Origin of the sequence: Haloarcula sediminis (assembly GCF_035656455.1) — an archaeon.
GTDB classification, from domain to species: domain Archaea; phylum Halobacteriota; class Halobacteria; order Halobacteriales; family Haloarculaceae; genus Haloarcula; species Haloarcula sediminis.
The window spans coordinates 507,652-526,794 of sequence record NZ_JAYMGA010000001.1; the positions used below are offsets into that span (position 1 = coordinate 507,652).

The window sequence follows — 19,143 nt, forward strand, 5'->3', positions numbered from 1 at the left end:
AAAAGGGTTGTCGTGTCAGCCGAACGCGCCCAGGCTGGACTGGAGCTCCCGCTGTGTCCCGCCCTCGTCGAGTTCACACCCCACCAGGTCCCGCAGGTCGACGGCGTAGACGCTGTCGTTGTTCTCCAGAACGGCGACGCGCCCCTTGGTTCCCCGCACCGTCCCTGACGCCAGCGTCTCGGCGATGGGACGGTCGGACAGTTCTATCCCGTAGTCGAACTCGTAGGTCTCAAGCGGGTCGTACTCGGTACACAGCCGGTCCCAGAACGGCCCCGCGACCGACTCGGCGAACCCGGCTATCTTGGTCGGCACCCGCACGCGGTCGCCCAGGTCGGCGGCGATGTCGGCCTCGACCTGCCGGGCGATGCGGCCGTCGGCGACGGTCCGGAGGTGGGCCGCCCGGTCGGCCCCCTGCTCGCGGAGCCGCGTCTCCAGGCGCCACGAGCGGGTGACGCCGACCTTCACCGTGTCGGGTGCGAACGCGGCCAGATACACCGCGTGTTCCTCGTCACAGGCCTCGATTGGCTTCCCGCAGTCGCCGGTACAGCGCGCACACGGCCACCGGCTCGTGTGTTCGGCGCAGTAGGGCGCGTCGGCGGCGTCACAGGGGTGGTGGACCAGGCGCTCGCCGGGCCGACTGTCGCCCGCTTGCGCGTCCAGTGTGACGCTCTCGACGGCACCGGCACAGTGGCGGTCGCCGAGGCGATAGGACAGCTCCCGCCCGGGGTCCAGCCGCTCGACGGTGACCGCGCCGTCCTCGGAAAGCAGCAGGGCGGCGTGGTCCTCGACGCGGGCACGGTAACCGACAACTTGCACGCCCCGGCGTTGGCGGTCGACGGGCAAATGGGTACCGGGATGGGGCTTTTGGTCGTGGCGTGAGAAGCCACCCCATGGCCGACCTCGAACTGTCGAGCCCGGCGTTCGACGACGGCGAGCGAATCCCCGCCGAGTACGGCTACACCGAGGACAACACCAGCCCGCCACTGGAGATACGCGACGTGCCGCCGACGGCCGAGTCGCTCCTGCTCGTGGTCGACGACCCCGACGCGAGGGAGCCGGCCGGGAAGGTGTGGAACCACTGGCTCTGCTGGTCGATTCCGCCCGAGACCGAGTCGATTCCGGCGGGGACGACGCCCGAGGGGGCGACCGAGGGACAGAACGACTACGGCGAGACGGGCTGGGGCGGGCCGAACCCGCCGGACCGCGAACACACCTACCGGTTCCTACTGTACGCGCTGGACACCGACCTCACCCTCGGACCCGACGCGACGAAAGACGACCTCTACGACGCTGCCAGCGGTCACATGGTCGGCAAGGCGGAGCTGACCGGGACGTATCCGGCCTGACCGGAGGTCTCAGAAGAGGTTGAAAAGCGCCGCGATGCCGCCGATGATGAACAGCATCGGGAGGGCCGACTGGGTCCCCAGCAGAAACGCGACGATACCGACACCGCTCAGCGCGAACGCGCCCGTCCGCTTGTAGTCGGGGACGGTGTCCCTGACCGCAGGCGTCGCCGCGCCGCCGAGATAGAGCGCGAAGGCCCCAAAGAGCAGTCCCTGGATGTCGTTCCCGGTGTAGAACACCACCATCGTCAGCGCGCCCGAGATAATCGCGCCGACGCCGAAGAGGAGCCGCTCGGTTCCGACGGCCGAGAGTCGCGAGGCTACGTTCATACCCAGTTCTCTGCGACGGCGCGTATAATAGCCACCGGTCACACCGCAACCCCCTGGCTGCCGGGCGACCCCGGGACGCTCCGTCTCAGAGCTCGTCTATGAGTTCGCGGGCCGACTGTCGGACCGCGTCGTCGCTGGACTGTTCGGGCTCCCACCCCAGGCCAGCGAGCTTCTCGATGGAGAGGCGCATCCGCGGCACGTCGCCGGTCCAGCCGCGGTCGCCGCCGGTGTGTTCGTAGTCGGGGTCGACGCCCATCTCGTCGGCGACGATGTCGGCGATGCGGTCGACGGAGGTCGTCGTTCTGGTGCCGAGGTTGAACACGTTGTGGTCGCCGTCGGCGTGGGCGACGGCGTACTCCATGGCGTCTATACACTCAGAGACGTGCATGTAGGACTTCTCCTGGCGGCCGTCGCCCAGAATCGTCAGCGAGTCGGAGTCCTCGCGGAGCTTCTCGACGAAGTCGGGGATGACCGCGCCGCGAAGGCGCGGCCCGACGATGTTGGCAAAGCGGAACACCCACGACTGGAGGTCGTGGCTGTGGGCGTAGGTCGAAATCAGTGACTCCTCGGCCAGCTTGGTCGCGCCGTAGACGCTGATGGGTTCAAGCGGCGCGTAGTCCTCCGGCGTCGGTCGCGGGGCCTCGCCGTACACCGTCGAGGAGGAGGTAAAGACGAGCTTCTCGACGCCGACCGCGTCCATCCGTTCGAGGACGTTGTACGTTATCTCGCTGTTGTCGTCGAACTGCCGTCGGGGGGTGTCCGTGTCGACGAGCTTCGAGGCGGCCAGGTGGACGACGAGGTCCGTCTCGGCGGTGATGGCGTCGGCCACCACCGCCGTGTCGGTGAGGTCGCCGTCTACGAACTCGGCGTCGTCGTGGACCCACTCGCGGCTGCCGTTCGAGCCGTCGTCGACGACCAGCACGTCGTTGTCGGCTACCAGTCGGTCGACCAGGTGCGAACCGATGAAGCCGGCACCCCCGGTGACGACGATTTGCTTGTCCTGTAGGTTCATAGCGTCACTGTGACACCGCGCTCAAATAGCGTTGCGATACGGGGATGACAGTGGCGTTAAGTACCGTCACCGGCCAGCGTAGGACATGCAACGGTTCAGCCGGCGAGCGTTCATCGCGGGGGGCGTCGCAGTGGCGACAGGTAGCGCGGGCTGTCTCTCTGGCGGGGAGGACCAGTCGGAGACGCCCGAACTCGGTGAGATCGCAGCCACGTCGACCCCGAGCGGCGACGGCCGGCTCCCGTCGCCGGTCGCCGGCGACCCCGACGCCGACGTGACCGTCGCCGTCTACGAGGACTACGCCTGTCCGCACTGTGCGACCTACTCTCTCGACGTGTTCCCCCAGCTGGCGAGCGAGTACCTCGAACCGGGAACGGTCCGCTACGAGTTCCACGACTTCCCCATCCCGGTCGACGAGGCGGTCTCGTGGCAGGCCGCCAACGCCGCCCGCGCGGTCCAGGCCGTGGCCGGCCCGCAGGCGTACTTCGAGTACAGCGAGGCGCTCTTTGGCGACCAGTCGAACCTCGGTCCCAACCGGTACGCCGCGCTGGCCGAGGAGTTCGACATCGACGGCGAGACCGTCCGACAGGCCGCGACTGAGGAACGATACAGCGAGACCGTCAGCGCCGACAAGCAGGGCGGACAGGACCGTGGCGTGAGCGGGACGCCGACCGTCCTCGTCGACGGAAGTCCGGTCGAGTGGCAGGAGATCGCCTACGGGCCCGTCCGAGAGGCCATCGAGGACGCGAGGAGCGCATGAGAGACACACACGACGTGTCGGTCCTCCGGCTCGGGCACCGACCCGGCCGGGACGAGCGAATCACCACCCACGTGGGGCTGACCGCGCGGGCGCTCGGGGCCGACCGCGTGGTGCTCGCCGGGGCAGCCAGCAGCCGCGCCGACACCGTCGTCGACATCACGGACCGCTTTGGCGGCCCCTTCGATGTGGAGACGACCGACGAACCAAAGCGCCGCATCCGCGAGTTCGACGGCGCCGTCGTCCACCTGACGATGTACGGCGAGCCGATTCAGGACGTCGAAGCCGACATCGGCGAGGCCCACCAGTCGGGGCCGCTGCTCGTCGTCGTCGGCGCGGAGAAGGTCCCCTTCGAGGTGTACGAGCGGGCAGACTACAACGTCGGCGTGACGAACCAGCCCCACTCCGAAATCGCCTCGCTCGCGGTGTTTCTCGACCGGCTCTACGAGGGGCGCGAACTCGACCGCGAGTGGGACGACCCCGACCAGGTCGTCGTCCCGATGGAGACGGGCAAGAAGGTCGTCGACCCCGACGACGTAGAGACGGGCGACTGAGGCGGCACCGATGTCGCTGCTCGACTTTCTCTCGTCGTCACGGCTCGTCCCCGTCCTCGGGACCATCTATCTCGTCTATCTGGCCAGTCAGCCGCCGCCGGCGCGCTGGGTCGGACTGGGCTGTCTGGCCGTCATCGCTCCCCTCGCTGTCGGCTGGCTCCTGGGCCGGTTCGCCGGTGTCGGCCCGTGGGCGGAGTAGCGGGCGGGCGCGAGCCGTCGCCAGGACGCCCCGGCGGTGAGCAAGCGCGACTCGGTTCGAGCCCCGGCGAGAGTGAAACGAACGACACGATGGCGAGCGAACGCGGTTTGTTCGCGAGTCGCGGGACACGACTATCCGGGAGTGACCCGGAGGTTTTAACCACGTGACTGCCCGATATCATCGTAATGGCTTTTGAGGATCTGCTGGAGGACCCTGTCATACAGAAGTACCTCCACGAGCTGGTCGGACCGAAAGGGATGCCGGTCGCCGCCGCGCCGCCGGACGGCGAAGTGACCGACGAGGAGCTGGCCGAGGAGCTGGGCCTCGAACTCAACGACGTTCGCCGCGCGCTCTTTATTCTCTACGAGAACGACCTGGCGTCGTACCGCCGGCTGCGGGACGAGGACTCGGGGTGGCTCACCTACCTCTGGACGTTCCAGTACGACGAGATTCCCGAGCAGTTAGAAGAGGAGATGTACCGGCTGCTGGAGGGGTTAGAGGAGCGCCGCGAGTACGAGCGCGACAACGAGTTCTACCTCTGTGAACACTGTGGCATCCGCTTCGAGTTCGGCGAGGCCATGGAGTTTGGCTTCGAGTGTCCCGAGTGTGGCAACCAGGTCGAGACGATGGAGAACACCCGCCTCGTGACCGCCATGGAGGAACGTATCGACGAACTGCGCTCGGAACTCAACGTGGAAGCTGAGGCCTGATGGTCGTCCTTGGCGCAAAAGTGTACGTGACGGGCGACGCCCGGGAGCGTGCACTCGACGGCCTTCGCGGACTCGTAAACGACCGCTTTGGCGACCTCGACGTGGAGTACGAGATCGGCCACCGCGAGGACGACTTCCCCGTCGTGACTGTCGACGGTCCCGACGCCGTCGTCGCGCGGAACATCCTGCGCGAGGAGTTCGGCGAGGTCGTGCCGACCCACGAGGCCGGCGAGACCTACGTCGGGACCCTCGACAGCTGGGACGACGACGGCTTCGTGCTGGACGCCGGACCCGCCGGCGACGTGCGGATTCCGGCCGAGAACCTCGACCTCGGACAGGGGACCCCCCACCAGATCCGCAAGCGGTTCGGGCTGGTCCAGCATCTCCCGCTGCGCTTTGTCGCCGGGCCCGAGCCCCGGCTGGCCGACGAGGAGGTCGACCGGCTGTACGACTGGCAGCGCGGCGGCGACCACGGGAACGGCCGTGTCAACACCAACAGCGCGACCCGCTCGGAGGTGCGGGCGACGGTCAACAAGTCCGGCCACGCCCAGGACATCGTCACCGTCGAGCGGCTCGGACTGCTGGAGATGAGCATCATCTGCAACCCGGACACCGACGCGCCGGGGCTGCTTGCCGACATCGGTCGGTTCATGCCGTCGGAACTACTCGCCGTCGTCCCCTGAGCTATGCATCGTCGCCACCTCGCCCTGTTGGCCGTGCTCGCGCTGGTCGCTCTGGCCGGTTGTACCGGTATCTTCGGTCCCGAAGAGGTCGACGAGCAACAGCTGAACCAGAACGCAAGCTACGACTGGGAGGCGGAGCAAAACGCCTCGATAACGCTGAATCGCAGCTCCTACCGGGCGGTGTACGACATCCCGGACAACTCCTCGTTTACCATCTACAGCCGCGACGACCTCGGCCGCGAGGAGAGCGTTCCGGTCAGCGCGGTGCGCTTTCGCTTCGACAACGGGACCGTAATCAGCGCGGCGAACTCCTCGCTGACGGCCAGACAGACGGGCAGTTCGACCGTCATCGACCTCCCGAACAACAGCAGCGGCCAGGTCGCCTACAGCGCGCCGCGACAGGGCAAGTCCTTCTCGACGCCGGTGTACACCAGCGGCTACACCTACGAGGTGACGCTCCCGCCGGGCCGACGGGTCGGCATCCCGCTGCTCTCGCAGGTCACGCCCGGTAGCTACGAGACGGACACGAACGCGACGACCGACCGGATGACCGTCACCTGGGACGAGCCGGTCGACTCGCGGGCGATACGGGTGCGGTTCTACCTCGAACGGGACCTCTACATCTTCGGCGGGCTCGCGGCCATCGCCGTCGTCGTCGGGGTGGTCGGGACGCTGTACTACTGGCGCCAGCTACAGGCGGTGCGACGGCGCCGAAAGGAGGCCGGTATCGACCTCGAAGAGGAGTACGAGGACGAGGACTTCGGCGACGACGGGCCGCCGCCGGGGATGCCCTGACGCCGGTCAAGCCGCCGACCTATTATGTAATCTCGGGTAGTAGTCCCGTCTATGCCGACAGAGACATACGGGCAGTGGATGGGTACGCCGATGGACGAGCGCGATATCGACCGGCTACTGACCGACAGCGGCTGGGGCGTCCTCTCGCTGGCCGAGGGCGACGAGCCGTACAGTATCCCCGTCTCGTTCGGGTACGACGGCGAGGACATCTTCGTCGCGCTCATCAGGGACAGCCCGGAAAGCACCAAGTTCGAGTTCGTCGACGACGGGCAACAGGCGCGCCTCCTCGTGACGGATATCGGCGGCCGGTTCGACTGGCAGTCCATCGGTGTGACCGGCACGGCGCGGGCCCTGGCCCGGGACAGCAGCGACTGGGACCACGCCGTCGAGACACTCGACGACAACGCCTGGTTCTCGACGGACTTCGAACGGGCCGACGGTATCGAGGAGATAACGGTCTGGCGTCTGGCGGTCGAGGAGGTCCGGGGCCTAGAGGTGCGGGAAGACGAGAACTGAGCGGGTCGTCGCCGCGAGCGCCGGGCCAGATGTCGGCGTCGCGTACGTCGCTGACCGGCCGCGGGCGGCGTTCTCACCCCATCGAAGAGTTAAGGGCACGCCAGGTCGAACCGGTGGTATGGCTATCGACCCGGAGTTCGAAACGAATCGTGACGTCGTCGAACAGCACGAGGGTCACGACGTCTGGGGTCCCGTCGAGGAACCCGAGACGCTCGGCATCCACGGGACGCACGTCGCCGTCGACTTCGATATCTGTCTCGCCGACGGCGCCTGTCTGGAGGACTGTCCCGTCGACGTCTTCGAGTGGGTGGACACACCTGACCACCCCGAAAGCGAAATAAAGGCCGACCCGACCCACGAGGACCAGTGTATCGACTGCATGCTGTGTGTGGACGTCTGTCCGGTCGACGCCATCGACGTCGACCCCGGCCGGGAGAACCGCACCTGAGCGGAACAGCCAAGATAGCTACCCCCGTAGTATCGGCCGTATCGGACTATCTGTCGTCGCTTCTCGAATGCGGCCCCGCCTGTACTCACCTCACAACAGCGCGACTCCGACCATCGCGAGCAGTATCGAACCGGTCAGCAGCGCCTGGGCGACGCTCGACGCCAGCATCCCGGCGGTCGTGACCAGGGCGGCTTTCGCCCCCTTGCGGGCGTCCTGCTGGCGGTAGAACTCGACGACGAACACCGTCGCGGCGACGCCGAGAATCATGACGAGCGGACCGGTGAAGAAAAACAGCACCAGCCCGACCACGCCCGCGAGCAGCGCCGTCGCGTTCGAGGCCCCGCCGGCCCGGGCGCTGAGTGCGCCCCCGGCGAAGTCGACGACCCAGGTCAGGACGCCGATGAGGGTAAGCGCCGCGAGGAGCCCGGTCCCGGGCTCGCCGGTGGCGTACCAGTAGGTGAAGACGCCGGCGAGCGAGAGGAGCGCGCCCGGGACCTGCGGGACGAGGCTGCCGACGACGCCGGCGACGAGCAACAGGAAGGCGAGGACCACGAGCCCGGTTTCGGGGGTGAGAAACATCGCGTGTCTACGGGGGTTCGCCGTAGAGGCGGGTCAACGTTTCGACGCACCCGGCGACGGCCTGCTTGCACTCGCGTTCGGAGACGAACGCCATGGACTCTGTCACCTCATGCCACGGGCGGGCCTGTAGAACTTTCCGGACGAGCAGGCGCTGCTCGCGGGCCGACAGCGCCTCCGGCTCGGCGGGGGCGACAAGATGTCGGAGCGCGAGCCGTCGGAACGGGGCCGGGTTCGTATCGAGGATGGAGGCGCCACTGGGGACGCCCGCGACCAGACGCCACTCCCAGGCGGAGAGGTCGGCGGTCGGTTCGGCGTCGGCTGCCCCGAGCGCGGCCCGGACCACGTCTGGGTCGGCGTCGGCCAGCGCGTCGGTCAGCGTGGCGCCGATGCGGTCACAGAACCAGCCGGCGTGGCGGGCCGCGAGTTCGCGGCCGGCGTCGCTACAGGGGTCGAGCATGACGGCCGAGTACTCCCCGCTGCGGTCGTTTCGCGAGGTCGAGAGGTGACACGTCCGGTAGCCGTTCTCCCGCCAGAAGTCGAGGAGTTCGGGGGTGGCGCCAAAGCCCACGCCCAGCCAGTCGACGCTGTCGGCGAACTCGGCTCGCACCTCCGAGAGCAGGCGCGACCCCAGGCCCCGGGAGCGGACGGCCCCGTGGGTGGCGATGCGGAGGACGCGCTGGCCGACGGGGACGCCGGCCTCCCCGTCCCGGAGCTGTGTCGTCAGCACGTCCGGAATCATGTTCCCCCGGACCCGCCCGCCGTCGTACATCCGCTCGCGCGTCTCGGCGGCCAGCCCGCCCTCCCGGGCCAGCAGCGCCACCGCGACGACGTGTCCCCCGTAGGTCAGCGCCCGGACCGTCAGGTTCGGGGCGTCGAGCAGCCGCGCGAGGTCGGTCGGCTCCGTCCGGTAGTGGGCCAACACGAGCAGTCCGAAGACCTCCCGGAGCAGGTGTTCGTCGGCGAGTAACTCGTCCGAGGTGAGCCGTCGGTACGCGACCGTCTCCGGCGTCGCCCCGGTGACCAGCGGCTCGACCGGCGGCCGGGCGTCCAGCAGCAGGGCCCGGAACGCCCACACCTCCACGGGGTCGGCGTCGGCATACCGGATGGGCGCGGTCATCGACACTTCGGTCACGGCGTGGTCGCAGTCGTCGAGCCGCTCGCGGAACCGTACTGAAAAGCCCCGCCCGGCGCCCTCGTAGCCGTGGACGGTCGTGGTAAAAGCCACCGACGGCGCCGAGAGCAGCGCTTCGAGCCGACGGACGGGCAGGGCGGCGGCCTCGTCGACGAGGACCACGTCTGGGTCGCCGGGCAGGTCGACCGCGCTGTCCGGTGGCTCGTAGCGGATGCAACCCCCGGCGTCCTCGCCCGCCACTGTCAGCCGGTGGGGGGAGCCCTCCCGGTCCCGCTCGACTGGCTCGCCGAGCGTCTCCAACAGCCCCGCGGCCCGGGTAAACAGCTCACCGGCGCTGCGGTACTGTGGGGCGGTCACGAGCACGTCCCGCCCCTCCCGGGCGAGGTTGGCCGCGGCCAGTCCGGCGGCGCTGGATTTGCCCCGTCCGCGGTCGGCCTCCACGACCACCGCGTGGCCGGGGGAGGCGAGTGATTCGAGCGCACGGACGGCGTCTCGCTGGTCGGCGCTGCGACAGGCCTGGTAGGTCGCGATTGGGAAGGCGTGGTCGGTCGGGGGGTCGGGCGCAGACCGGGGGCGACGCGGCGACGGGTCGGTCAGGCCGGGTTTCTCGACGGTGTCGTCCTCGCCGACGGCGACGACCGCGACGCCGCGGTGGGCGCGAACGGTTTCGACCAGCCGACGGCGGAAGTGACCCGTCACTGACTCACGGTCGAAGGGGGGCACCGCGAGCGACCCGTCGAACTCGTCCCGGCGGTCGGGCCAGTCCTCCAGGGGCGGCGTCAACAGGAGGAGCAGGCCGCCCCCATCGACGGCGCCCACGGCGGTCCCGAGCGCGTTGGGCCTGAGTTCGCGATGGGCGTCGACGATGACGGTCGACTGCGTCCGGCCCAGCAGTTCGGCGGCGCGGCGCTGCTCGTGGCGCTCGCAGCCGACCACCGACTCTGGACCGAGGACCGTCGTCTCTCCGGCCGGGATGTCGGTCGCTGCAAGCGCTTTGGCCGCCCGGTCGCGGGTCGCGGCCGGGTCCCCGGTCAGGACGAGTACCCGCCGCTCGTCGGCTCGCTTTGCCTCCCCACGCAGTTCCCGGGCCAGTTCCATACCGGTTCTGGGCCGTGGGTCCGTATTGAACTGACGGAAACGCCGAACGCCTCGCCCGCCGGTCGTTCGTCCGACGGGTCTCCAGGGTGCCACACCACCTTCGCCCGATACAGTCCGGACACCGTCGGTTGATACCCGGGCCGCTAGGGTTTTACCCCCCGGTATCGAAGCCGTGTCAAATGCCACAGGTTGTGGTCCCGGTCCGCTACCCGCTGACGAAAGACTCCAGACGGACGCTGGCCGAGGCGATCAGGATAGCCGAGGAAGAAGACGCCGACCTCACTGTTCTCCACGTCAACCTCTATCAGAACAGCACACGCGTATCGCGGGCGGCGCTGAAACGGGCCGTCGAGGAGCAGTTCGGCCACGTCCCGCGGAGCCGGTTTATCGTCCGGTCGGGGATGCTCGTCGAGGAGACCATCCTCGATGAGGTCGCGGCGAACGACGCCGACGTGGTCGTCATCGGCACGAAACAGGTCAGCCGCTGGCGGACGATGATACGACGCCTCGTCGACGACCCCGACATCGAGCGGTTCCTGCGGGAGGAACTGGACTGCGATATCGTCACGGTAAGCTCCCAGGGGGCGCCGCGTCACTCCCCGTCCGCGTCGGAGGACTGAGGCCCCGCCGCGTCGAACCGGGCGCCCGTCTCCCGCGCCGACCGGTCGGCCATCGCGACCTCCATCGCGCCGCTGGTCTCGTCGAAGTGCAGGTGCGAGTGGGGGTAGGCAAACTCCACGTCGGCGTCCTCGACCATGCCGGCGAGGTTGGTCTGGACCTTCGAACGGGCCGCGAGTAGCTTGTACGGTTCTGTCACCCAGTAGCGAAGCGTCAACAGGACCCCATGGTCGCCGTACTCGTTGATGTAGGCGGTCGGCGCAGCGGGGTAGCGGGCCGCACCGACGCGGATGTCCGGGCCGCCCCCGATGACGTTGTCGACCTCTCTGGCCGACCGCTCGATGAGCTTTCGGGCCTCGTCGATGTCGCTCTCGTAGGTGACCAGCACGTCCAGCGAGAGCCGCGTCCGGGGGTCCTCGGCCGAGTAGTTGATAACGTCGCGGTCCCGCATCGTCCCGTTGGGGATGACCAGAAAGGAGTTGTCGAGCGTGAAAATTTTCGTGTGTCGGAGCGTGATGTCCTCCACGAAGCCGCGCTGGTCACGGTCGGCCAGCTCTACCATGTCGCCGATCTCGTAGGGCTGGTCGGCCAGCAGGAAGACTCCGGAGATGAAGCTCCCGACGATGGGCGCGACGACGACACCGACCACCGCCGAGAAGACGGCAACCGACACCCCGATATCGCGAATACGGAGCCCCCAGACGCCCATGATAGAGAGCAGGGCGAACATGTATATCCCGACGCGGATGCCCCGCAACGCCGTCCGTGTGAGGCTCGGTCGGCGGAAGAACTGGGCGATACGCCGACCGAACAGCCGGACGACGAGCCGTGAGGCAACCCACGCCAGCGCGATGACGACGACCGTAGTGAGCACGCGGGCGAGCCACGGGTCGATAGTAAAGGGCAGCCACGAGACGAGCGTCTGGGTCAGGTCGGACGGCTGTCCCCCTCCGGCCGGTGTCCCAGACTGTAAGAGCCCCAACTGCAAGACGTGGCCGGGATGCATGGAACACAGTGGTTGGTACGGCGAGAAAAACGTTCCCCTCGAAAAAGGCAAGCCGTGGGGTGCCCAACACCGGTCCATGCCAACTGCCGACAGCCCGACACCGCACTTCGAGACGGTAGACGCCGCCGTCGACATCGACGCGCTCGTCGTTGGATTCACGGAGTACGGCCTGGCCGGTCTCACCGCCGTGGACTACCTCTCCGACCAGCTAGCGATGCGACAGGCGGGCCATCTCGCCGACGCCGGCCCGCCGCGTATCACGCCGTTCGAGAACGGGGTCCCGCGCCATCACACGCGGCTCTACGTCGACGCGGAGCGGTCCCTCGGCGTGGTCGTCGGCGAGCGCATGGTCCCCGTCGACGGGGCCGGCGGCGTCGCGGACGCCGTCACCGGGCTCGCCGACCGGTTGGCCCCCGAAAGCCTCACTGTCCTCACCGGTGTCCCGGTCGCCCACGGTCCCGACGACCACGTCCCGTTCTACATCGCGACCGAGGACTACCGTGACCGCTTCCTTGCCGACACCGACATCCGGCCGATGGGAACCGGCTTCCTCGACGGCGTCCCGGCCGAACTGGTGGCCGACGGCATCGGCGACGGCGAGCGACCCATCGGGGTGTTCACGACGCCGGCCCACCCCCAGGCGCCGGACGCGGCCGCGGCTATCCGCCTGCTCGAAGCGCTGACCGAAGCACACGGGTTCGACGTTGACACTGGCCCGCTGGAGGCGTTCGCTGCCACCGTCGAGGCACAGTACCGCGCGCTGGCCGAACGCGTCGAAGCGGCGGACGAACGAACGATGCCGGACGACCGAATGTACATGTGAGTAGGGCTATCACACGGAATGTGGCGATTATTGTCACGGGATGTGGGATTCTTACGTGAATAATTAAACAGATTGCCAACACTTATTTGACTGTTCGGCCCCTTCGTGTAGACGATGACTTCCACCGTCCCCGCGAACGCGACTGCCACTGCACCGCCCCCGGAAAGCCGCCAGAAGACGATGCTGTTTTGTCCCTCCTGTGGCCACGAGAGCTCGGTCACCGGCGACTGGGACATCGAACGGACCGACGAAGGACGTGCCTACCGGTGTCCGTGGTGTCACACGGTAATCAGTAGCCGTCCCGGAAACTAACTCACTTTGCGGGTCTCTTTGTCGGTGATAATCGAGTCGAGTAGCGACAGCGGCGTCGCGTCGTAGGCCGGGTTCCCGACGGTGAACTCGTCGGCCGGTTCGCGATGGACCTCCGAGGGCGAGCGGACCTCGTTCTCGAAGGCGAAGGCGCCGTCGACGAACTTCGAGTCGGCGCCGATAGCCGTCATCGGCACCTCCTCCCGGGCCGCCGTTGTCGCCAGCGGGTACGTACCGATACGGTTGTACAGCGTCTCGTCGACGATACAGTCCATCCCGACGACGACCCGGTCGGCCGCCGGGAGGTAGTGGCCGGTGGCCGCATCGACCAGCAGCGTCACGTCGACCCCGTCCATGGCGCCCAGCTTCCGGGCCATCTTTCGACCCAGATATCGCGGGCGGGACTCGGAGACGTACACCTCGAAGGTCGCGCCGTCGTCGACGGCCGTCTCGATGGCCGCAAGCACCGTCGATGAGAAGTCGTGAGTGAAAAGCACATCCTCGTCGGCAAGCGCCGCCGCCCCGCGTTCGGCGGCGCGGTCCTTGGCGGCCTCCACGTCAGTGACGACGCGGTCGATGGCCTCGACAGTCAGCCCCTTGGCCGTCGAGACGTCCTCGGGGTCGGCGTCGGCGACCGTGTCGACGATCTCCTGTTGGGTAGTGTGTAACGACGCGTGCGACCGGTTGGCCCGCCGCAGGGCGTGGCTGTTTCGCTCCAGCGTCCGGACGTACTCCTCGACGGTCGGGAACTCGCGGTCCGTCAGCTCCCGCAGCGCCGTGGCCGCCTTGACCGCGACGACAGAGGAGCTGTGGGTCTGCATCTCCTCTATCTCCGCGACTGTCTCGTCGATCATACTGGGGGATGGCAGCCGCGTGGATATGTGTTTTCCCCTCGCCGGGTGGCGGTCGGTAGCGTCCGCGGACGACGCGAAAAAATTGGTCGGGACCGGTGGTCGCCGCTACAGCACGTCGTCCGCGCTGGCGCCCTCGAAGACGACTTCTTCGAGCATGTCGAGCATCTCGTAGGGGTTCTCGCGCTGCCAGACGTTGCGGCCGACGGCCAGCCCGGAGACGCCGACGTCCATACACTCCTCGACGAGTTCGAGGAACTCGCGGTCGGAGGACTTCGAACCGCCCGACAGCAGGACGCGGTTGTCGGCGGCGCTGCGGACGGCGTAGTCCATCGCCTCCTTGCTCCGGGGGTACTTCACCTTCGTGAAGTCAGAGCCAAGCTCCAGGCCCAGTCGGGCGGCGTAGGCGATTATCTCCTTGCTCCGGTGCTCCTTTACCGCCTGGCCGCGCGGGTAGGCCCACAGGGCAATCGGCAGGTCGTGGTCACGGGCCGCCTCCTGGACCGGGCGGAAGTCCTCGAACATCTCCGGCTCCTTGTTGACGCCGGGGTAGATGGTGTAGCCGATGGCGTCGACGCCCAGCTCGGCGGCGTAGTCGACGGACCAGTTGTGGGCGGAGTAGGGGTCACCCATCCAGAGGTCGGAGCCGCCGTTGAGCTTCGCCAGGAGGTTCACGTCGTCCGTGTAGCTCGGGTAGTACGTCTCGGTCAGCCCCTTCCCCACTGCAAGGGCTGTGACGGCGTCGTGGGTCGCCATCTCGAATATCTGGTTCGGGTCGAGCCGTTCCTCGACGCCCGAGAACTGCTTGGGACCGTGTTCCATCCCGTGGTCGTGTGCCAGTACAAGCGTCTTGTCGTTACGAACGAGCGGTGAGTCTCCGAGGGGTCGCATGGGTGTAAGCTACCGAGAAGGACCACTAACAGATTTCGGTTCTGTGTTTTCACTCGCGTTCGTGTTCGTTTCTGTCCGATCCACCGGCGTTATGTGGCTGGGGGGCGAACTATCACTCATGCCGACAGTAGAACTCGACGAGGAGACGGTTCAGCGCCTCGACGACCTCCGGGTAGAAGACGAGTCCTACGACGAGCTCGTCACCGAACTCATCAACATCTACGAGGCCGAGGAGCTGACGCTGTTCCACGGCGGCGACGAGTACTGACACACCACCGGTGAGACACGCGCGCAGTTTTGGCCGGTGGGCCGCGTCAGCCGTCGGCCTGCTCGCAGATGTTCTCCCAGCGCCCGTTCGCCCGTAGCTCCTGCTGTAGCTCGTCGGCGTAGGCCTGTGCGAGCTGTTCGGCCTCCTCGGTGCGCTCCTCGTCGCTGTCCCCGCCGGCCAGGCCCAGCGCCGCTTTCACGCCGTCGAGCAGTCCGCCGGAGCCGCCGTCGTCGCTCGGGCCGCCACCGCCCATCGGGCCGCCCTGGCCGACCTTGTCGAGTTCCGGCAGAATCGACGGGAGCTTCGACGTGTCGGCGACGAGCGAGGCCGTCTCGGGGTCTCCGGCCCCTTCGATATCGAACTCCACGGCCGTCATCACGAGCCCCCACTGCTGGCTGGAAAACGAGGAAGCTTCGACTCTGTCCGCGAACTGCTTGTCGACCGTCATCCGTTCGCCGGCGATGCGGCCGGTCCAGTCGTCGTCGGTCATACCGGACCATCGGGGGCCGACGGGAAATGCGTTTCTGCGCCGTTTCAGACGCCTGACTCGATGCTGATATCGGCGTGTAGCTCCTCGATCAGCGCGGAGTGGACGTGACAGATATCCTCCGCGAGCTCCACGATATCCCGTTCCTCGTCGCCAAGCGATTCCTTGACCGAGACCTCGAAGGCGATGCTCTCTAAGTCGTCGTCCTCGTCCAGGTCGGCGGCCACCTCGATTTCGACCTCGCCGATGTCGTCGTAGTTGTACTTCCCCGCGGCGACGCGCAGCGCCGGGATGTAACAGGAGGCGTAGTCGGCCGCCAGGACCTCGTTGGGCGAGGGACCGTCCTCGGAGAGGGCGTCGACGATGAGCTCCCACTCGCCGTTGATGATACTCTCGACCGTGTACCCGTCCTCGCACGTGCTCTCGATTTCGATATCTGCCATAACGTTCGAGGGGTCGGTGCCCAGCGTATAAATTTGGTCGGTACGTGGCCGCCAGCCTCGAACGGCGCCACAGTCCGCGAGAACCGGCGGGCCCGTGGCTTCCTGTGGCCGGCAGTCGCCGGGGATTCAAGACGCTCGCGGCCGAACGGAGCCCCATGACGACAGTTGGCTTCATCGGACTGGGCGCGATGGGCGCACCGATGGCGTGGAACCTCGACGACGCGGGCTTTGACCTCGTGGTCTACAACCGGACGACCGACCGCGAACAGCCCTTCGCCGAGGCGGGCGTCTCCGTCGCAGACTCGCCCAAACACCTCACCGAGCGGGCCGACGTGGTCTGCTGTATCGTCAGCGACGGGGACGCCGTGGCCGAGCTGCTCGAACGCGACCGCGGCATCCTCGAAGGCGTAGACGGGGACACCACGGTCGTCCAGATGAGCACCATCGGCTACGCGGAGACGATGGCCGCCGCCGACCTCGTCACCGAGGCCGGCGCGCAGTTCGTCGACGCGCCGGTCTCGGGCACGGTGGGCCCCGCCGAGGACGGCACGCTTGTCGGGCTGGCGGGCGGCGACGAGGCCGTCGTCGAGGACGTCCGTCCGGTTCTCGACGCGATGTGTGAGCCCGTGGTCCACTGCGGCGAGGTCGGCCAGGGGACGAACATGAAGCTCTTCATCAACCTCCTGCTCGGGGACGCGATGGCGGCCTTCGCGGAGGCGCTCGTCTTCGGGAAGGCAAGCGGGCTGGACGTCGAGTCGATGCGCACCGTCGTCGAAAACGGGGCGCTCGACTGCCCGCTCTTCTCTATCAAGGGCGGGACCATCGCCGACGGCGACTTCGCGCCCCGGTTCCCCGTCGATTACCAGTTCAAGGACCTCTCGCTGGCGCTGGATCGGGCGGGCGAGGTCGGCGCCCCGCTCTCGCAGACGGCCGCCGCCCGCGAGGCGTTCAGCGCCGCTCGCGCCCGCGGCCACGGCGGCGAGGATATGGCGGCGGTTATCAAACCGATGGAAGAAACGGCGGGCGTCGAGGCCCGAGAGGAGTAGCTACAGCTCGAAGCTCTCGTCGCCGTCGAGGATGACGGGCTCCACGCCGCTGCCCGTCGCCTTCACCTCGCGGACGAAGTCGTCCGTGTCGATTTCGATAGGCGGGAACGAGTCGTAGTGCATCGGGAACGCGTAGTCGACATCAAGCCAGTCGGCGGCGATGGCCGCCTGCATCGGCCCCATGGTGAAGTGGTCGCCGGCCGGTAAGGCGGCCGCGTCGGGCTCCAGATACGGCCCGATGACCTCGCGCATCTCGGTCATCAGCCCGGTGTCGCCGGCGTGGTAGAACGTCGTCGACTCGGCGTCGCTGACCTGTGTCGGCTTCGTGTCCGAGATGACGTAGCCCGCGGGCATCCCGCCGGTGGCGCCGTAGCTCGTCTCGATGCCGTTGGAGTGGTCCGAGCGGTGCATCGTGACGAAGGCGTCGTCGAGTTCGACGGTCCCACCGAGGTTCATCCCGATGGTGTCCTGGATGTCGAAGTTGTCCTCGCAGTACTCGACCAGTTCCGGTGTCCCCACGACCGTCGTCCCCTTGTAGCGGTCCACGTCGCCGATGTGGTCGGCGTGGCCGTGGGTCAGCAGGACGTAATCGGGGTGGAGTTCCTCGGGGTCGGTGTCGGTCTTGGGGTTGCCGAAGAACGGGTCGATGAGAAGGTCGGTGTCGTCGACTGTGACGTGCCAGGTGGAGTGGCCGTGCCAGGTAAGTTCCATGATTCGCCAGCCACTACTCGGCGCGGCCACTTAACGGCTACACCGATATCGCACCGGGCACGCGTTAATCGAACATCCCGAGCGTCGTGGGTTTGCCCTGCGCGTAGCGAATCCAGCGCCGCATGTGCCGGTTCAGCGCCCAGAACAGCACCACGACCATCCCGACAAGCGCCGTGAGCAACACAACGCCAAGCACCAGCGGGTCCTCGGTCGGCAGCCCGAACAGTCCGATTATCGTCGCCACGAGCGCCATCTCCACCGCGGTCCGGATACCCGGAAGGACGAATCCCGGTGACGGGAGCGAGTCGCCAGACGAGCCCTCTGCCATACACGGGGTTCGGGAAGGTCCTACTTAGCGGTTGCTGCCGCCTCGGCCGTGGCTTTATTCTCCCGCTCACCATAGGGCGGGACATGGATTCTGACGGGCTGTCGCGCCGGGGACTGTTGGCCGCGGTCGGCGTCGGCGTGACGGGCACGGCTGGCTGTCAGTCGCTCCTGACCAGCACTGACCAGTCCGACGACGCCACGGCGGGGACGCCACGGACTCCGGCGACCGAGACGCAGACCCGGGACGGCAGCAACGTCGGCGACGGCAGCGTCTACACCGACGTGTACAACGAGGTGGCCGACGCCGTCGTCTCCATTCAGGTCTACTCGGGGAGCGGACGGCCCGCGTCGGGGAGCGGGTTCCTCATCGACGGGCGACACGTCGTCACGAACGAACACGTCGTCGCCACCGGCGACACCGTCTACGTCCGCTATGCCGACACCGACTGGCGCGAGGTCACCGTCGCCGGCACGGACGTCTACAGCGACCTCGCGGTCATCGATGTCGACACGGTACCGGAAGCCACCGAGCCGCTGCCCTGGGCGGGCGCCAGGCCGGCTATCGGGACCCGCGTCGTCGCCATCGGGAACCCATTCGGGCTCTCGGGCTCCGTGTCGGAGGGCATCGTCAGCGGCGTCGACCGGACGCTCCGGGGGGCGAACAACTTCTCTATCGCCGCCGGTATCCAGACCGACGCGGCCGTCAACCCGGGCAACAGCGGCGGGCCGCTGGTCGACCTCGACGGCGACGTGGTCGGCGTCATCAACTCCGGCGGCGGGGACAACGTCGGCTTTGCCATCTCCGCCCAGCTGGCCCGGCGGGTGATTCCGGCTCTCGTCGCCGACGGGTCCTACGACCACCCGTACATGGGCGTCGGGCTCTCGACCGTCTCGCCGCCCATCGCCGAGGCGAACGACCTCCGGCGGGCCTCGGGCGTCTACATCAACTCGGTCGCCCGGGACGGCCCCTCGGCCGGCGTGTTGGAGGGCAGCACCGACACGGCTCGGGTCGACGGTGTCGAGGTCGGCGTCGGCGGCGACGTCGTCCGTCGGCTCGACGACACGCCGACACCGACGCGACAGGACCTGGCCGCGTATCTCGCACTGGAAACCAGTCCCGGCGATACGATGGCGGTGACGCTCCAGCGCGACGGCGCCACTGAGACTGTCGATCTCACCCTGGGCACCCGGCCACCGCCGTAGCTGGCCG

At 67.9% G+C, this 19,143-nt stretch carries 27 protein-coding genes; 15 read left to right on the forward strand and 12 right to left on the reverse strand.

Annotated elements, in window-relative coordinates; all coding sequences use genetic code 11:
* Nucleotides 1-15: 15 nt before the first annotated feature.
* Entirely contained in the window at nucleotides 16-816 is an 801-nt protein-coding gene (locus tag VJ162_RS02670; RefSeq protein ID WP_324662209.1) for a DUF2797 domain-containing protein, read from the reverse strand.
* Between the two features lie 74 nt (nucleotides 817-890).
* Here VJ162_RS02670 and VJ162_RS02675 point away from each other — a divergent pair, with 74 nt between their 5' ends.
* A complete protein-coding gene (locus tag VJ162_RS02675; protein WP_324662210.1) occupies nucleotides 891-1,346 on the forward strand; it encodes a YbhB/YbcL family Raf kinase inhibitor-like protein in 456 nt (151 codons plus the stop codon).
* A 9-nt stretch (nucleotides 1,347-1,355) separates the two neighbouring features.
* Here VJ162_RS02675 and VJ162_RS02680 read toward each other — a convergent pair whose 3' ends face one another.
* Complete coding sequence (locus VJ162_RS02680; RefSeq protein ID WP_324662212.1) at nucleotides 1,356-1,673, reverse strand: hypothetical protein; 318 nt, start codon at nucleotides 1,671-1,673, stop codon at nucleotides 1,356-1,358.
* 85 nt (nucleotides 1,674-1,758) lie between these two features.
* Nucleotides 1,759-2,685, reverse strand: coding sequence for an NAD-dependent epimerase/dehydratase family protein (locus VJ162_RS02685; RefSeq protein WP_324662213.1), 927 nt, complete (start codon nucleotides 2,683-2,685; stop codon nucleotides 1,759-1,761).
* Nucleotides 2,686-2,770: 85 nt separating this feature from the next.
* Between VJ162_RS02685 and VJ162_RS02690 the strand changes: the two genes are divergently transcribed.
* From VJ162_RS02690 to VJ162_RS02725, 8 genes are all read left to right on the forward strand, one after another.
* Nucleotides 2,771-3,442, forward strand: a complete 672-nt coding sequence (locus VJ162_RS02690) for a DsbA family protein (RefSeq protein ID WP_324662215.1) — start codon at nucleotides 2,771-2,773, stop codon at nucleotides 3,440-3,442.
* A complete protein-coding gene (locus VJ162_RS02695; protein ID WP_324662216.1) occupies nucleotides 3,439-3,993 on the forward strand; it encodes a tRNA (cytidine(56)-2'-O)-methyltransferase in 555 nt (184 codons plus the stop codon). Before VJ162_RS02690 ends, VJ162_RS02695 begins: the two co-directional genes overlap by 4 nt.
* A 10-nt stretch (nucleotides 3,994-4,003) precedes the next feature.
* The gene (locus VJ162_RS02700; protein WP_324662217.1) at nucleotides 4,004-4,192 is read left to right on the forward strand and encodes a hypothetical protein; all 189 of its coding nucleotides are present in this window, start codon (nucleotides 4,004-4,006) and stop codon (nucleotides 4,190-4,192) included.
* A gap of 185 nt (nucleotides 4,193-4,377) precedes the next feature.
* Entirely contained in the window at nucleotides 4,378-4,902 is a 525-nt protein-coding gene (tfe, locus tag VJ162_RS02705; RefSeq protein ID WP_324662218.1) for a transcription factor E, read from the forward strand.
* The gene (locus tag VJ162_RS02710) at nucleotides 4,902-5,585 is read left to right on the forward strand and encodes a DUF2110 family protein (protein WP_324662219.1); all 684 of its coding nucleotides are present in this window, start codon (nucleotides 4,902-4,904) and stop codon (nucleotides 5,583-5,585) included. Before tfe ends, VJ162_RS02710 begins: the two co-directional genes overlap by 1 nt.
* Nucleotides 5,586-5,588: 3 nt before the next feature.
* Nucleotides 5,589-6,380: a DUF5803 family protein gene (locus VJ162_RS02715; RefSeq protein WP_324662220.1), complete on the forward strand. Its 792-nt coding sequence runs from the start codon at nucleotides 5,589-5,591 to the stop codon at nucleotides 6,378-6,380.
* Nucleotides 6,381-6,431: 51 nt separating this feature from the next.
* Entirely contained in the window at nucleotides 6,432-6,896 is a 465-nt protein-coding gene (locus VJ162_RS02720; protein ID WP_324662221.1) for a pyridoxamine 5'-phosphate oxidase family protein, read from the forward strand.
* Nucleotides 6,897-7,014: 118 nt separating this feature from the next.
* A complete protein-coding gene (locus tag VJ162_RS02725; RefSeq protein WP_324662223.1) occupies nucleotides 7,015-7,344 on the forward strand; it encodes a 4Fe-4S dicluster domain-containing protein in 330 nt (109 codons plus the stop codon).
* 90 nt (nucleotides 7,345-7,434) lie between these two features.
* Here the strand turns inward: VJ162_RS02725 and VJ162_RS02730 are convergent, their stop codons facing one another.
* On the reverse strand, nucleotides 7,435-7,923 hold the full coding sequence (locus VJ162_RS02730; RefSeq protein ID WP_324662224.1) for a DUF456 domain-containing protein: 489 nt from the start codon (nucleotides 7,921-7,923) through the stop codon (nucleotides 7,435-7,437).
* 7 nt (nucleotides 7,924-7,930) lie between these two features.
* Nucleotides 7,931-10,153 (reverse strand): tRNA(Met) cytidine acetyltransferase TmcA, encoded by a 2,223-nt coding sequence (gene tmcA / locus VJ162_RS02735; protein ID WP_324662225.1) that lies wholly within the window; start codon nucleotides 10,151-10,153, stop codon nucleotides 7,931-7,933.
* A 179-nt stretch (nucleotides 10,154-10,332) separates the two neighbouring features.
* On the opposite strand from tmcA, the gene VJ162_RS02740 reads away from it, so the two are divergent.
* Entirely contained in the window at nucleotides 10,333-10,773 is a 441-nt protein-coding gene (locus tag VJ162_RS02740; RefSeq protein ID WP_324662226.1) for a universal stress protein, read from the forward strand.
* Here the strand turns inward: VJ162_RS02740 and VJ162_RS02745 are convergent.
* On the reverse strand, nucleotides 10,746-11,777 hold the full coding sequence (locus tag VJ162_RS02745; protein WP_324662227.1) for a mechanosensitive ion channel family protein: 1,032 nt from the start codon (nucleotides 11,775-11,777) through the stop codon (nucleotides 10,746-10,748). The genes VJ162_RS02740 and VJ162_RS02745 overlap by 28 nt on opposite strands.
* A 76-nt stretch (nucleotides 11,778-11,853) precedes the next feature.
* On the opposite strand from VJ162_RS02745, the gene VJ162_RS02750 reads away from it, so the two are divergent.
* Together VJ162_RS02750 and VJ162_RS02755 are read left to right on the forward strand one after the other, a co-directional pair.
* On the forward strand, nucleotides 11,854-12,600 hold the full coding sequence (locus tag VJ162_RS02750) for a proteasome assembly chaperone family protein (protein ID WP_324662228.1): 747 nt from the start codon (nucleotides 11,854-11,856) through the stop codon (nucleotides 12,598-12,600).
* A 114-nt stretch (nucleotides 12,601-12,714) separates the two neighbouring features.
* The gene (locus tag VJ162_RS02755; RefSeq protein ID WP_324662229.1) at nucleotides 12,715-12,912 is read left to right on the forward strand and encodes a hypothetical protein; all 198 of its coding nucleotides are present in this window, start codon (nucleotides 12,715-12,717) and stop codon (nucleotides 12,910-12,912) included.
* Here VJ162_RS02755 and VJ162_RS02760 read toward each other — a convergent pair.
* Together VJ162_RS02760 and VJ162_RS02765 are read right to left on the reverse strand one after the other, a co-directional pair.
* Nucleotides 12,909-13,763 carry a translation initiation factor eIF-2B gene (locus VJ162_RS02760; protein ID WP_324662230.1) on the reverse strand — a complete coding sequence of 285 codons (855 nt, stop codon included), beginning with the start codon at nucleotides 13,761-13,763 and terminating at the stop codon, nucleotides 12,909-12,911. The two genes, VJ162_RS02755 and VJ162_RS02760, sit on opposite strands and share 4 nt — an antisense overlap.
* 105 nt (nucleotides 13,764-13,868) lie before the next feature.
* A complete protein-coding gene (locus tag VJ162_RS02765) occupies nucleotides 13,869-14,651 on the reverse strand; it encodes a class I fructose-bisphosphate aldolase (protein WP_324662231.1) in 783 nt (260 codons plus the stop codon).
* A 118-nt stretch (nucleotides 14,652-14,769) separates the two neighbouring features.
* On the opposite strand from VJ162_RS02765, the gene VJ162_RS02770 reads away from it, so the two are divergent.
* The gene (locus VJ162_RS02770; protein WP_324662232.1) at nucleotides 14,770-14,919 is read left to right on the forward strand and encodes a DUF7557 family protein; all 150 of its coding nucleotides are present in this window, start codon (nucleotides 14,770-14,772) and stop codon (nucleotides 14,917-14,919) included.
* 46 nt (nucleotides 14,920-14,965) lie between these two features.
* Here VJ162_RS02770 and VJ162_RS02775 read toward each other — a convergent pair whose 3' ends face one another.
* Nucleotides 14,966-15,409, reverse strand: coding sequence for a DUF5799 family protein (locus tag VJ162_RS02775; RefSeq protein ID WP_324662234.1), 444 nt, complete (start codon nucleotides 15,407-15,409; stop codon nucleotides 14,966-14,968).
* Nucleotides 15,410-15,453: 44 nt separating this feature from the next.
* Complete coding sequence (locus tag VJ162_RS02780) at nucleotides 15,454-15,849, reverse strand: OsmC family protein (RefSeq protein ID WP_324662235.1); 396 nt, start codon at nucleotides 15,847-15,849, stop codon at nucleotides 15,454-15,456.
* Nucleotides 15,850-16,004: 155 nt separating this feature from the next.
* Here VJ162_RS02780 and VJ162_RS02785 point away from each other — a divergent pair, with 155 nt between their 5' ends.
* Nucleotides 16,005-16,895 (forward strand): NAD(P)-dependent oxidoreductase, encoded by an 891-nt coding sequence (locus VJ162_RS02785; protein WP_324662236.1) that lies wholly within the window; start codon nucleotides 16,005-16,007, stop codon nucleotides 16,893-16,895.
* On the opposite strand, the gene VJ162_RS02790 is transcribed toward VJ162_RS02785, so the two are convergent.
* Both VJ162_RS02790 and VJ162_RS02795 read right to left on the reverse strand, forming a co-directional pair.
* Nucleotides 16,896-17,606: a metal-dependent hydrolase gene (locus tag VJ162_RS02790; protein ID WP_324662237.1), complete on the reverse strand. Its 711-nt coding sequence runs from the start codon at nucleotides 17,604-17,606 to the stop codon at nucleotides 16,896-16,898.
* Between the two features lie 64 nt (nucleotides 17,607-17,670).
* Nucleotides 17,671-17,934, reverse strand: coding sequence for a hypothetical protein (locus VJ162_RS02795; protein ID WP_324662238.1), 264 nt, complete (start codon nucleotides 17,932-17,934; stop codon nucleotides 17,671-17,673).
* 83 nt (nucleotides 17,935-18,017) lie between these two features.
* Between VJ162_RS02795 and VJ162_RS02800 the strand changes: the two genes are divergently transcribed.
* A complete protein-coding gene (locus VJ162_RS02800) occupies nucleotides 18,018-19,136 on the forward strand; it encodes a S1C family serine protease (RefSeq protein WP_324662239.1) in 1,119 nt (372 codons plus the stop codon).
* The last annotated feature ends 7 nt before the right edge of the window (nucleotides 19,137-19,143 follow it).